This window comes from Anabaena cylindrica UHCC 0172 (genome assembly GCF_034931625.1).
Taxonomy (GTDB): Bacteria; Cyanobacteriota; Cyanobacteriia; order Cyanobacteriales; family Nostocaceae; genus Anabaena; species Anabaena cylindrica_A.
In genome coordinates this window covers 69,155-83,211 of record NZ_JAYGGY010000003.1, presented here as the reverse complement: position 1 = coordinate 83,211, position 14,057 = coordinate 69,155, and the positions used below count along the sequence as shown (strand labels likewise).

Genomic DNA, 14,057 nt, shown 5'->3' with positions numbered 1-14,057 from the left:
CGACTTGTCAACATGGGTGCATTAATACTACTAATTTGAGTTCATATGCAATGTGCTGTTGCCACAAAACTATTGTTGTGCTTAAAATCTAGAATCTCCCAGAAGCAAGAGTGCCTACCTTTTAATCTAATGAGAATGCCACTGCAAAACCAAAAAGTTTTAGACAAGATTTAATGGTGTGACTACCGTTTTTAATGTCTTTTTGATAAAAGTGGCTTCACCTTGCCCAATGAGTTCATGATTAATACACAAAAAGAGTGCAATTTCTGTGAAACAGGCTACAATCGGAACAGTCTTGACAGGTAAATTTGCTAGCAGTCATATCTATGTATGTCTAAAGTAGTGAATTCCTTGATCAAGGTGCGTCTGGTTGAAAACCAGTCCATCAGAAGTTGTGTACAACGGCGACAGCGATAAATTTTTACTTTCCGAACAGCCAATCACCTCAAAGTGATAGTTGCTACTTTGAAGTAAAAACTCCGCCTCCCAAAGAGGCAATACTACCGGAAATATAGGGAAATCACTCAAAAACCTATTTTTGGTAAGCAATTAGCTCGATAAAAAGAGCAGTAACCACATCTTGAGTAATTGATTCTGCAAGGAGCATGAGGAACGCGGCATGAACCAGGCTAACAACGTACTCGATAGCATATATCGGCCTGACCTAGAAATGATAAATCCGCCTGAGATCGAAGAAGAACTCTTATTGATAGAGGAAGAAGAAGAGGACTTACTCATTACCGATGACGGCGAAATTGATGATTTTTTAGAGCCTCAGTCTGATGAGGACGACGCAAAGTCTGGAAAAGCCGCTAAATCGCGTCGTCGGACACCAACAGCTAAGAAAAAGCATTACACCGAAGATTCGATTCGCCTTTACCTGCAAGAAATTGGTCGTATTCGTCTATTACGAGCAGACGAAGAAATCGAACTAGCACGGAAAATCGCCGATCTTCTAGAATTGGAAAGAGTGCGCGATCGCCTGCAAGATCAGCTAGAGCGTGAACCGCAATTTAAAGAATGGGCAGAAGCCGTAGAATTACCTCTACCAACTTTCCGTTATAGACTACACGTTGGTCGCAGAGCTAAAGACAAAATGGTGCAATCAAACTTGCGCCTTGTCGTCTCAATCGCCAAAAAGTACATGAATCGTGGCTTGTCTTTCCAAGACTTGATTCAGGAAGGTAGTCTTGGTTTGATTCGCGCAGCAGAAAAGTTCGACCACGAAAAAGGTTATAAGTTTTCTACCTACGCTACATGGTGGATTCGTCAGGCAATTACGAGAGCGATCGCTGATCAGTCTCGCACTATCCGTCTACCGGTTCATCTCTACGAAACCATATCACGGATCAAGAAAACAACCAAGCTACTATCTCAAGAAATGGGTCGCAAACCCACCGAAGAAGAAATTGCAACTCGCATGGAAATGACCATCGAGAAACTGCGGTTTATTGCTAAATCAGCCCAGTTACCAATTTCTTTAGAAACGCCCATTGGTAAAGAAGAAGATTCCCGCTTGGGTGACTTTATTGAATCTGACGGTGAAACACCAGAAGATCAAGTTTCTAAAAATCTTCTTCGTGAAGACTTAGAAAAAGTTCTTGACAGTCTCAGCCCCCGTGAACGCGATGTTTTGAGACTACGTTACGGCTTGGATGACGGACGGATGAAAACCCTGGAAGAAATCGGCCAGATTTTCAACGTCACCCGCGAACGAATTCGCCAAATTGAAGCGAAGGCACTCCGCAAGTTACGTCACCCCAACCGTAACAGCGTTCTCAAAGAATATATTCGGTAGTTATTGGTTATTTATTAGTCATTGGCTTTTTGACTGAGGACAAATAATCAATAAAACCAAAAATAAATAACCTGGTGGTTTTCATTAACTACCAGGTTCTTTCGTTTATATACTAAAAACGGGTTAAAAGTGCCATTCTGTAGCAAGATCCCGTAGGGTACGAAATGTGCCACGTCGTGGAGCTTTGCTAACGCGTAGCGTGCCGTAGGCTCTAAAATCTCCGAGATACTTCCCTGCACTACGTTACGGTCAGTATGACATAAGTCCAAGTTTGACCCGTTTGCAGTAGAGATAATTTTTTTTGGATCTTTAAAGCTTACAGGATACCCCAAAAATGTAAGAAGCCTTGACCGGAGAAAAGTTCGATTAAAGCGGCTGATAAAAAGCCAATCATCGCCAAACGACCATTCCAAATTTCTGCTTGTGGGGTGAATCCCCAACGCCAGCCATTGCGATCTTCAGGTATAGAAGTAATAGTTTTTGTTGCGTTAGTCATGATTCGCACTCCGAACTGGATTTACTAAGCTTCATTGCTTTATGTAAACTAATATAACAATATTTCTCAGAAATGCAATGTTTATTTCAAACTACATGATCTGGTTCTAAAACACATGAATGTTCAGAATCGCCGATTTCTATTTGTATAGTCGAGTGTTTGATACCAAAATGCTCTTGAAGTTCATGGCAAACTTCCCACAAAAAAGAGTCGCCAGGATAACCATTTGGCATGACTAGATGGACAGTCAGAGCAGTTTCAGTTGTACTCATTGCCCAAATATGCAGATCGTGAATTTTCAAGACACCAGGCCGCTCAAGTAGGTAAGTTTTCACAGCTAAAGGTTCAATTTCCATTGGCACGGCATCAAGTGCCAAGCTGACAGATTCTCGTAGTAACTGCCACGTCCCAGCTACTACAACTACTACCAGGACTAAACTGACTATGGGGTCAAGCCATACCCATTTGGTAACTAAGATAGCGATGCCTACTAATACCACTCCGAAAGATATTAAAGCGTCAGCAGCCATGTGGAGGAAAGCGCCACGAATATTCAAATCAGTTTTACGACCTGACATAAACATCAGGGCAGTTGCAGAATTAATAATAACTCCCACTACTGCAACCGTAATCACCGTACCTCCAGCAACGGGAACAGGATCATTAAATCGCTGAATAGCTTCCCAAGCGATCGCACCCATAGACAAAAGTAGAATCACAGCATTTGTCACAGCTGCCAGAATTGAGGAGCCACGCAAGCCATATGTATAACGGGCTGTGGGAGGACGACGAGCGATCGCACTTGCACCCCAGGCCAAGAGAAGTCCCAAGACATCACCCAGATTATGACCAGCATCAGCGAACAAAGCTAGAGAATGTGCTAAGTAACCATACGTGACCTCAACCAGGATAAACCCGACGTTAAGAACCGTACCAATAGCAAAGGCGCGATTGAATTTTGCCGGGGCATGAGAGTGATGATGGTGTTGATGATGATGGTCATGGTTCATAACTTTTTCAGAGTAGGACTAAGAAATTTGTGTATTTTACATTCGCACTTCAATAAGAGTCATAATTTTCTCATCACGGTTGAGTTGTAAGATATTCTCACCTTTAGCATCTCTATCTAAGATTGGTACTGAGTCTATAGGGATTCGCACCACTCGCTCTCTATTGGTAACTAGTGCCACTTCTGCACCTGGGATAGCGCGGATCATCCCAGCGAGATTGTCAGTTTTATTGTGGAACTTCAGCATTTGGATACCTAAATCACCACGATTAGCTGCCCTTAAATTACTTGCTGGCATCCGTTTGCCGTAACCTTCTTCCGTAACTAGCAATAAGTGGTCATCCTTGTTAACAATCTCACAACCAACCATGTGCTGATTTTTCAAGAGTCGAAATGCCTGTAGTCCCATTGCAGCACGACCCATGATTGGTAATTGTTCATCATTGACTGCAAACCGCAACAACCGACCACCAGAATTAGCTAAAATCAGATGTTGTCCCGTACTGGTGAACTGAGTAAAAGATAATTCATCATTATCTTTGAGCTTTAAAATTGTCATCCCGCGCCGACTGAGGTTAATCAGTTCTTCTAGAGCAAAACGCTTAATTCGACCTTGTTTGGTCAGGAGAACCATTTGAGTCGTATCTGGTGATTCTGGTAAGACAAAGCGGCTGACAATACCTTCTAGATTGCCTTGAGCAGTACTAGTGAGCATGGTAATTAATGGAGTTCCCCGTGGAGAACGTCCAGTTGTGGCGGGAATTTCTCCTACTGTGACAGGGTAGACTTTGCCTCCAGTACTGAGTATTAATAAATCTTTGTCGGTTTCCGTGGCATCGGTTTGAATAATAAAATCGTTTTCATGCAAACCGTTTTCTGCTTTCGATTTTTTCCCGGTTGGAGAAAGACGACGCACGTAACCCCGCTGGGTAAATTCTAAAATTGCTGGTTCTGCGGGTTGTTCCGATTTGAGATTTTCTTCATCTGCGGCTACTTTTTTGTCACCGCCTTTTTCGGTGTTAATTACTACTTCGTTTGTAGATATTAACTTTGTCCTTCGGGGATCGCTGTATTTGCGTTTGAGACTTCGTAGGTCTTTTTTCAGTACTTTTAATAATTCGTGTCTATCGTCGAGTAATCTCCGCAAAGAGGTAATTTGCTCGTTGAGTTGGTCAAATTCCTGCTGCAAATTTTGCTGTTCTAAACTAGTGAGGCGGCGTAATGGCATGGCGAGAATGGCATCTGCTTGCACTTCACTCAAGTCTAGACGGCTACAAAGTTGCATTTTCGCTGTACTGCCATCAGCAGCTTGCCGTAAAATGCTAATAACTTCATCTAGGTTCGATAGAGCTTTTCGTAAACCTGCGACTAGATTTATTCGGTTTTCGGCTTTACTTAACTCATAACTGTAGCGACGGTTAAGGGTATGTTCTCGGAAACTCAAAAATTCCTGCAACATTTGGCGCAAGCTTAACTGGCGGGGTTGTCCATCTGCGATCGCTAACATAATTGCCCCAAAGGTACTTTGTAAGGCAGTTTGGCGATATAAATGCTGAAGAACTTCTTCGGGGTTAGTATCGCGTTTGAGTTCAATTACCACTCGCATTCCTTCGCGATCGCTCTCATCCCGCAAATCAGAAATGCCGTGTAAGCGTCCTTGATTGACTAAATCTGCTACTTTTTCGATCCAAGCAGCCTTATTCACTTGATAAGGCAACTCTGTAATAATAATCGCCGTCCGCCGCCTACTCCCCCTAGTGGCAGGAATTTCCTCTAATGTAGCCACACCACGCAAAACAATCCCACCTTTGCCTGTGGTGTATGCTTCCCGAATTCCTGAATTACCAACAATTTCCCCACCAGTAGGAAAATCCGGGCCGGGAATGATGTCAAATAACTTTTCATCTGTCAAATCTGGGTTGTCAATTAAAGCAATCAACCCATCAACTATTTCCCCTAAGTTGTGAGGTGGGACATTTGTCGCCATTCCCACCGCAATACCAGAACAACCATTCAGCAACAAAAATGGTAACTGAGCAGGTAATACAGTCGGTTCTTGCTGGGAATTATCAAAGTTGCCAATAAATTCTACAGTTTCTTCACCAATTTCCGTCAGCATTCCCTCATGACCAATGGGTGCCAGGCGCGTTTCTGTATAACGCATCGCCGCTGGTGGGTCATTATCAACACTACCAAAATTACCATGTCCCCCTAGCAAGGGATAGCGGCTGGAAAAATCCTGCACTAACCTGACTAAGGCATCGTAAACTGATTGATCTCCGTGGGGATGGTACTTACCTAGTACATCTCCCACCACACGGGCGCATTTCCGGTAAGGTCTATCTGGTGTTAAACCGAGTTCGTGCATCGCATACAAAATCCGCCGATGCACAGGCTTTAAGCCATCACGCACATCCGGTAACGCTCGCCCGATGATCACACTCATGGCATATTCTAGGTAAGACCGTTGCATCTCGGTGTGCAGGGCTGTTGTGATGACCTGTCCTGTTGAGAGCAGGTTTAACTGTTTTGCCATGAAGCTCTTTTCCCTGAATTTTAACTACACAAAAGTCACTGAAACCTAACACTGTAGAAACCACAGCATAACGGATGAAATAGGATTTTTAACACTAGCTTGATCCTCATAGGATAAAAAGCAGTAGTATTATCCTTGATGTTGGGGATACACATTGATTATTGAAAAGGTGGTAGACCACTGTTTTGATCAGGTGGTCAAACCTCTCACCCTTATAAGTTAAATTCTCATGAAAACTGTTTTAATTGTCGAAGATGATCTGATTAACGCTCGGGTTTTTTCCAAGATTTTGACCAAACGCGGTGGCTTGGGTGTAAAACACACGGAAGATGTGGATGAAGTAATGAAAATTGCCCAAGCTGGAGAAGTTGATTTGATTTTAATGGATGTTTCTCTATCACGTAGTATGTATCAAGGTAAGTCTGTTGATGGTATCAAAATTACGCAAATGTTAAAAGCTGACCCAAAAACGGCTAACCTACCTGTAATTTTAGTGACAGCACACGCCATGGAAGGCGATCGCGAAAACTTTCTCAAACAAAGCGGTGCTGATGGCTACATCTCTAAACCAGTTGTTGACCATCAACAGTTTGTTGATCAGATCATGGCACTTTTACCCAAAACAGAGCCTTGAGAATTGACGGCTGATGTTAGCAAGGTTCACCCATAAATTAAATAATTTGATTTTGGGCTACTTTTACATAGCAGGAGACGGTAGCAGGGGACAGAGAAATCTTAACAGCCGTGAAAGTCTGTTAGTTTCTGGGTGTTGTGATAGCTGCACTCGCCGTTGGCGAAGTCTATCCTCAAGAAGGAGTGCAGCTATCGCCGTAAGTCCTGGGGATAGGCTACGCTTTTTTGGCATCTCACCAGAAGACATCCGTTTTATGTTTATTGCTACCTGGCAACTGCCACACTTATATAGAATATATGTACTATAAATGGGTAAAGGTTAGCAACTATTAACTCAAGTTGCTAGTTATCTAGTTGAGAACGGTAATGGGTCATTGGTCATTGGTCATTAGTGAATAATTTTCTGTTTTAATCCTGTAAATCCTTAAATCCTGGATATCCTGTTCGCGAAGCTCGGCGTATGCCTACGGCAGCTACGCTAAAGCCATATCAGACATTTTCCCTAACTAGCAACTTACGTTATTAATCTGAGTTATTATTTATTGATTCTGAAGGAAGGTCAGAGATAGGGAGATGGAGAGAGTCAGAGTTTTTAGATAACTCCACAAAATAAATTATCTAATTTCATAGAATCAAAACGACTTTTTTCTCCCCCTGCCCCCCTGCTCCCTGCCCCCCTGCTCCCTGCTCCCTGCCCCTCTGCCCTATTTTTCAGGCTGTTGTTCGGTTGCTGGTGTTTCTTGGGGTTCTAGGGCTGATTGAATCTGGGGTAATTCCAAGAATTTTTGCGTATCTAGCAGCAGACGTGTACCCCAGAGATTTTGCTTGAGAAAATCTAAATCACCATAGCGTTGATCTATGCGGATTGCTGCTTCTCCCAGAGATACTCCTTGTTGAGTATCACCTTTATTATAAAATGCTACAGCTAAAGCCAATAAAGGTTCTGCGGCTTGCTTATCAATAGCAACAGCTTCTTGCCATTGTTTAATTGCCCCTTGAACATCACCTTGTTCGTATTTGATTAAGCCGATGTTGTTAATTGCTGGCCAGAATTTTTTATCTTGAGAGACAGCTTTATTGAATTGAGCGATCGCATCGGGTAAGCGACCTAACATATAGAAAGCATTACCCAAATCGAACAAACCTTCTGGATCATTGGGTTTTAACTGCAAACCTGTTTGGTAATGGGCTACAGATGCTTGATAATTTTGTTTCTGAAAATTAGCTGAACCCAAAGCAAAGAGAATATCCGCATTTTTGGGATTAAGCGTTTGAGCTTTTTGCAACGCCGCGATCGCTGCATCAAACTCTTTAGCTTGCAAATGCAAACCACCTAAAAGCAACCATACTTTATCATTTCCAGGAGCTAATTGAGTAGCCAACCTCGCTCGTGGCAAAGCCAAATCAATTTGCTGAAACTGTGCTAATTGAGCTGCTTCCTGAGCCAAACTCAAACCCTGGGTTTCCAACTTAGCTGTATCAAGTTGTACTGTATGAGGTATTAGTGCCTGTGCGTGAACTGCTTTTGGCATACTCCACAAACTACAGACAAACAAAAGAAAAATCAAACGAATGTGTTTTGGCACACTACCGCCTCTAAACCACAAATCAAAGAATCTCTCAAATAGCTTAAACGATATCTGCTCTAGAAGAAAGGTAAATTCTACAAAAAGAGTAATGAGTACCGAGTACCGAGTTTTAAGTACCGAGTACCGAGACTGGGAAGAAAAGCGAAAAGTTGCTTTGATTTCAGAACCAATGGATCATCTTTTTGTGGAGTTCTCTAACAGCCCTCTTCAAAATTGGCGACTCCCTAACTTCCTGACTCCCTACTCGGTACTCGGTACTTAAAACTAGGTACTTTTTTGATGACTTTGGTCATACATGAGTTTATTGTCACTAGTGACTTTGGTCATATATGAGATGTGGAGTACTTGTTCGATAATTGCTTACAGTAAGACTAGGTTAAATTATTAAACGGCTAAAAATTGCGATCGCGCGATCTCTAAACTGTGCGATCGCTACATACGTTAATTTTATACATAAAATTGAAAATGGCAATTGATACATCAAACCCTGTAGATTCATCTCTGTCAGTTCCCCAAGCCAAGAAAAAAAAAGGCAAAAATCAGTGGCTACCTTGGCTAATCGTCCTGGGACTGATGGGTGGAGTTAGCTATCTAGCCTATCGTCAGTTCGTAATTCTTCCCAGTCAACAAGCAAAAGGTCGTGTTGTTACTCGGCCTGTAGAAAGACAAAGCTTGTCAATTACAGTGGCCGCCAATGGCACAGTCAAGCCAGAAAGATCAATCAACCTCAGTCCTAAAAATTCTGGCATCCTCAAAAAACTACTAGTGAAAGAAGGAGATACAGTCCAACAAGGACAGATTGTAGCTTACATGGATGATTCCAACCTGCAAGGGCAACTCACCTCTGCCAAAGGGCAAATAGCACAAGCAGAGGCCAATCTACAAAAACTGATTGCAGGTAATCGTCCCCAGGATATTGCTCAATCACAAGCACAACTGGATGAATCTTTAGCAAATTTACGCAAAATAGAAGCAGGTAATCGTTCCCAAGATATTGCTCAAGCACAGGCACGTTTAAAAAGCGCCCAGGCTAATTTCAGTAAAGCTGAAGATGACTTTCGACGGAATCAACAACTTTTCAATTCAGGTGGAATTTCTCTACAAACTGTTAACCAAAAATTAGCAGATCGTGATAGCGCCCAAGCTCAAGTCAATGAAGCCCAACAAGCACTGGCATTACAGAAAGCAGGGTCACGTCCAGAAGATGTCCAACAAGCACGAGCCGTAGTCCAACAGAGACAGCAAGCTTTGGGACTCCTAAAAGCAGGAACGCGTCAAGAAGATATTGACCAAGCTCGCGCTCAGATGATGTCGGCTCGTGGCTCTCTCCAAAACGTCCAATCCGACATCAATGACACGATCATTCGCGCTCCTTTTGAGGGTGTAGTCACGAAAAAATACGCCGACCCTGGTGCTTTCGTGACTCCCACAACTGCCAGTAGTTCCGTATCCTCCGCTACTTCGTCCTCTATTTTGTCTCTAGCTTCTACTAATGAAGTTGTCTGCAACTTAGCCGAAACCAATATTTCCAAAATCCAAATTGGTCAAGAAGTCACAATTAAAGCAGATGCCTACCCAGGAAAAACCTTTACTGGGAAAGTCAGTCAAATTGCTGCTCAAGCCATAGTTGAGCAAAATGTTACCAGTTTTGAAGTTAGAGTCTCACTCTCAGACCCTCAAAACTTACTCCGGTCTGGGATGAACGTCTCAGCAGATTTTCAAGTCGGTAAATTGGAAGATGTCTTAGTAGTACCAACAGCCTCGGTAGTGCGTCGAGAACGTTCCACAGGTGTGTATGTAGCGGGCGCGGATGGCAACCCTGTATTTACTCGCATCAAAACTGGTGTGACAGTGAATAATTTTACAGAAGTCAAATCTGGATTAACAGGAAACGAGAAAGTATTACTCAGTTTCCCACCAGGATCACGACCACAATCAACACCAAGAGGAGGAGTTTTTCCTGGTCTAGGAGGCGGTGGTGGCGGTGGCGGCGGTCGTTCCAGACGCGGTGGTTCTTAGTATTAATGAGTAATTAATCTCTAATCACCCCACTCTTACTAGTAGTCTGTCAAATAAATTTTGACGGATAAAGGAACGAACCGCGAAGACGCAAAGAGCGCGAAGGAAGAAGGAAGAAGGAAAATTTATTTAACCGTCAATTAGTTCTTGACAGACTACTAGATGCTTTTTCTACTCCAGTACTTACGCACAGATAAAGGAAAATCGTTCGCGCAGCGTGCCGTCAGGCATACCGCAGAGGAATAAGAGTTTAAGAGGTTTTTGCGTAAGTCCTATACTCACCACTCACTACTCGGTACTTGTAATTATGGCTAAAGCTTATTACGCAAATAAAGCGAAGAATACCCGCACCGTTCCATTGCTGGAAATATTTTTAATGGCGGTAGAGACACTATGGAGTAACAAATTACGCACAGGATTAACGATGTTGGGGGTAATTATTGGCATTTCTTCAGTTATTGCCATTACTTCAATCGGTCAGGGGGTGCAAAAGGGAGTTGAGCAACAGATTCAAGCTTTGGGTACAGACGTGCTACAAATCTTTGCGGGTGCAGCCAGAAGTGGGAATGTGAGACAAGGATTAGGCTCTAGTAGTACCTTAACTTGGGAGGATGCGAAAGCGATCGCTACACAAGCACCATCAGCTGAACTTGTATCTGCTTATCTCCAACAGAATGCACAAGTTGTTTATGCAGGACAGAACACATCAACAACAATTATCGGCACAGATTTAAACTATCCAGAAGTTAGAAATACCCACCCCCAACAGGGGAGATATTTTACTCAAGAAGAGCTAGATAATGCTGCCCAATTTGCCATTATTGGGCCGACAGTTCAACAAACACTGTTTACTCAAAGTAGTAATATCATCGGTGAAAAAATTCGCATTCAAGGAGAAGCTTATGAAGTGATTGGGGTAATGGAACCAAAGGGTTCTCAAGGAAGAACAGACAGAGATGACCAAATTTTCATCCCTCTAACTAGTATGTCAAAAAGACTGGTTGGTAATAATGCTTTGGTAGGCGTTTCTGTAAATGGAATTTTAGTTAAATCTGCTAATCAAGAACAATTAGAAGCTGCACAATTTCAAGTTACAAATCTCTTACGTCTGCGTCACGATATCTATCCACCGCAAGCCGATGATTTTCGACTTACTAACCAAGCTGATATCGTTAATACCTTCACTGGTGTTGTGGGTTTATTTACAGTAATGATAGTAGCGATTGCTGGAATTTCTTTAGTTGTAGGCGGGATTGGTATTGCCAACATCATGTTAGTGTCTGTTGTAGAAAGAACGCGAGAAATCGGTATTAGAAAAGCAGTTGGAGCGACTAATTCAGCCATCCTCAATCAATTTCTAGCCGAAGCCATCGTCATTTCCATTTCTGGAGGAAGCATTGGTATTAGCAGTGGCATCATCATTGCTTTTATAGCAGCAACTATATTTAAATTTCCGTTTATTATTTCTTTTTTATCAATTATCGTCGGCTTCGCACTTTCACTGAGTGTTGGTTTAGTAGCTGGAGTAATTCCCGCCAGAAATGCGGCTAAATTAGATCCCATAAATGCCCTAAGAAGCGATTAAATTAAACCTCCGCGTACCTCTGCACTAACCTTTGCGCTCCTCTGCGTTTAAAATTAACTCCTCAATGATATGACAACGATGATTTGGCTGGAATCTATTACTAAAACCTACCATTTAGGAGAAGTTGATGTTCCCATACTTAAAGGAATTCAACTTTCTATTGAAGAAGGAGAATATGTCTCAATCATGGGTGCATCAGGTTCAGGTAAATCTACCCTCATGAACATTTTAGGATGTTTAGATCGTCCCACCAGAGGAAACTATATTTTTGAAGGGAGAAATCTGACTACTTATGATGATGATGAATTGGCATATATTCGCAATCAAAGAATAGGTTTTGTGTTCCAACAATTTAACCTTTTGGCGCGTTCAACAGCTTTAGAAAATGTGATGTTACCGATGGTTTACGCCAACTTACCCAAGCCAAAACGCCGGATTAGGGCTTTAGAAGCTTTAGAAAGGGTTGGTTTAAGCGATCGCATTGCTAACCGTCCTAGTCAACTTTCTGGGGGTCAACAACAACGAGTGGCGATCGCACGCGCTTTGGTTAATAGACCTGCTTTAGTTCTAGCAGATGAACCAACGGGAGCTTTAGATACTGAGACTTCCCATGAGGTGATGAATTTGCTCACAGAACTTAATCAGCAAGGAATTACCATTGTCATTGTTACTCATGAACCAGATATCGCTGCTCAAACTCAAAGAATTATCAGAGTTCAAGATGGTTTAATTGTTAGTTAATTCAGAAAAATTATGTTATTTAAAGTGCATTCTACCTGGGTTGGAATAGTTATTGCTCTCATGCCCACCTTAGCAAGTGCTGCAACTCCACCAATATCTGACTCCAATCCCAATCCTTTACTATTTCCTACCCGTCCAGAAGAAGTTAAAATTCAGGAAAATGTACCAATTACATTAATCCAAGCTTTGGAATTAGCACAGCAAAATAATAATGATTTACAGGTAGTTAAATTAGAATTAGAACGCAGTCGTTCGGCATTAAGAGAATCTAAAGCTGCTTTATTTCCTAACATTGGTGTTAATGGTCGCATCACTAATAATGGGGATGGTTTTATTAACAATTCATCTTCATCATCTAGCACTTCTTTTAATGGTCAAGGACAAATTAATTATAACCTTTATACCTCTGGCAATCGCCAAGCTAGTATTCGAGCAGCCGAGGAACAATTAAGAATAGATGAATTAGACCTGGAAACCCGATTATTAGATATTCGTTTAAATGTCACAACTGAATATTATGATTTGCAACAAGCAGATGAACAAGTCAGAATTAATCAGTCATCTGTAGAAAATTCCCAAGCTAGTTTGCGAGATGCTCAAGCTCTACAATTAGCCGGAGTAGGTACAAGATTTGATGTTTTACAAGCTGAAGTTAATTTAGCAAATTCTGTCCAAAATTTAACTAATGCTATTTCACAACAACAAATTGCTCGTCGTCAATTAGCAACTCGATTAAATTTATCACAGTCAATTAATATCACTGCGGCAGATTCTGTAGAATTAGCTGGTTTGTGGCAGCAACCACTGGAAGAAACTATTATCCAAGCTTTTCAAAACCGTCCAGAATTACAACAGTTTTTGGCACAACGCAATATTAGTGAGCAACAGCGACGACAGGCACTTTCACAACTAGGGCCACAAATTAGTTTGAGTGGTAGCTACAATTTACTAGATCGTTATAACGATAGTACTAGCATTAGCGATGGTTATTCTCTCGGACTGCAAGCAAGTCTAAATCTGTTTGATGGGGGTGTAGCAAGGGCGCGAGCGGCTCAATCAAAAGCTAATATTGCGATCGCTCAAACTCAATTTTCTAACCAGCGTAATCAAATCCGCTTTGACGTTGAACAATACTACTTGCAGTTACAGTCCAATTTGGATAATGTGCAGACTTCCACTGTAGCTATAACTCAAGCTAAGGAAGCTCTAAGCATAGCTAGACTCAGGTTTCAAGCTGGTGTCGGTACTCAAACTGAGGTGATTTCCGCCGAAAATGACCTGACAATATCTGAAGGTAATCGAGTTACTGCTATTTTGAATTACAACCGCGCTTTGGCTAATTTACAAAGAACAGGCAACAGAAGATAAGGAAATCACTATAACTACACAATACCTTTACCAATTTATGAGGATGAATAGACTATGATTTTGGGAAAGGTATTGAATTCTAATACAAAATTCTTTATAGAATAACCTGACAAATTAAAGTGGGTATATACAAATAGACTAAATGATGTAACAAAATGTAAAATATTAAAGCCCCTTGCGTTCATGGAGCTTGACTGCTTCGCTCTATTAGCAATGACATAAGTGGATTATCATGGTAACGAGGCAGAAGGGAAGAGATTTTGAGACAAATTTATTTTTTGTT

At 41.8% G+C, this 14,057-nt stretch carries 11 protein-coding genes; 7 read left to right on the top strand and 4 right to left on the bottom strand.

What is annotated here, in order from left to right:
- Nucleotides 1-619: 619 nt before the first annotated feature.
- The gene (gene rpoD, locus VB713_RS01640; RefSeq protein ID WP_323309844.1) at nt 620-1,798 is read left to right on the top strand and encodes an RNA polymerase sigma factor RpoD; all 1,179 of its coding nucleotides are present in this window, start codon (nt 620-622) and stop codon (nt 1,796-1,798) included.
- Between the two features lie 316 nt (nt 1,799-2,114).
- Here rpoD and VB713_RS01635 read toward each other — a convergent pair whose 3' ends face one another.
- The 3 genes from VB713_RS01635 to gyrA all read right to left on the bottom strand — a co-directional run bounded on the left by VB713_RS01635 (nt 2,115) and on the right by gyrA (nt 5,839).
- Nucleotides 2,115-2,294 (bottom strand): chlorophyll a/b-binding protein, encoded by a 180-nt coding sequence (locus VB713_RS01635; RefSeq protein WP_323309843.1) that lies wholly within the window; start codon nt 2,292-2,294, stop codon nt 2,115-2,117.
- An 86-nt stretch (nt 2,295-2,380) separates the two neighbouring features.
- Nucleotides 2,381-3,304 (bottom strand): cation diffusion facilitator family transporter, encoded by a 924-nt coding sequence (locus VB713_RS01630; protein WP_323309842.1) that lies wholly within the window; start codon nt 3,302-3,304, stop codon nt 2,381-2,383.
- Between the two features lie 36 nt (nt 3,305-3,340).
- Nucleotides 3,341-5,839: a DNA gyrase subunit A gene (gyrA, locus tag VB713_RS01625; protein ID WP_323309841.1), complete on the bottom strand. Its 2,499-nt coding sequence runs from the start codon at nt 5,837-5,839 to the stop codon at nt 3,341-3,343.
- A gap of 229 nt (nt 5,840-6,068) precedes the next feature.
- Here gyrA and VB713_RS01620 point away from each other — a divergent pair, with 229 nt between their 5' ends.
- Nucleotides 6,069-6,473, top strand: a complete 405-nt coding sequence (locus VB713_RS01620; RefSeq protein WP_323309840.1) for a response regulator — start codon at nt 6,069-6,071, stop codon at nt 6,471-6,473.
- A 703-nt stretch (nt 6,474-7,176) separates the two neighbouring features.
- On the opposite strand, the gene VB713_RS01615 is transcribed toward VB713_RS01620, so the two are convergent.
- Nucleotides 7,177-8,058, bottom strand: a complete 882-nt coding sequence (locus VB713_RS01615; protein ID WP_323309839.1) for a tetratricopeptide repeat protein — start codon at nt 8,056-8,058, stop codon at nt 7,177-7,179.
- Between the two features lie 91 nt (nt 8,059-8,149).
- Here VB713_RS01615 and VB713_RS01610 point away from each other — a divergent pair, with 91 nt between their 5' ends.
- The 5 genes from VB713_RS01610 (at nt 8,150) to VB713_RS01590 (ending at nt 13,774) form a co-directional block, all read left to right on the top strand.
- Complete coding sequence (locus tag VB713_RS01610; protein ID WP_323309838.1) at nt 8,150-8,323, top strand: hypothetical protein; 174 nt, start codon at nt 8,150-8,152, stop codon at nt 8,321-8,323.
- Nucleotides 8,324-8,526: 203 nt separating this feature from the next.
- A complete protein-coding gene (locus tag VB713_RS01605) occupies nt 8,527-10,080 on the top strand; it encodes an efflux RND transporter periplasmic adaptor subunit (protein ID WP_323309837.1) in 1,554 nt (517 codons plus the stop codon).
- Nucleotides 10,081-10,387: 307 nt separating this feature from the next.
- Nucleotides 10,388-11,665, top strand: coding sequence for an ABC transporter permease (locus VB713_RS01600; RefSeq protein WP_323309836.1), 1,278 nt, complete (start codon nt 10,388-10,390; stop codon nt 11,663-11,665).
- 69 nt (nt 11,666-11,734) lie between these two features.
- Nucleotides 11,735-12,406: an ABC transporter ATP-binding protein gene (locus tag VB713_RS01595; RefSeq protein ID WP_323309835.1), complete on the top strand. Its 672-nt coding sequence runs from the start codon at nt 11,735-11,737 to the stop codon at nt 12,404-12,406.
- Nucleotides 12,407-12,418: 12 nt separating this feature from the next.
- Complete coding sequence (locus tag VB713_RS01590) at nt 12,419-13,774, top strand: TolC family protein (protein ID WP_323309834.1); 1,356 nt, start codon at nt 12,419-12,421, stop codon at nt 13,772-13,774.
- Nucleotides 13,775-14,057: the final 283 nt, after the last annotated feature.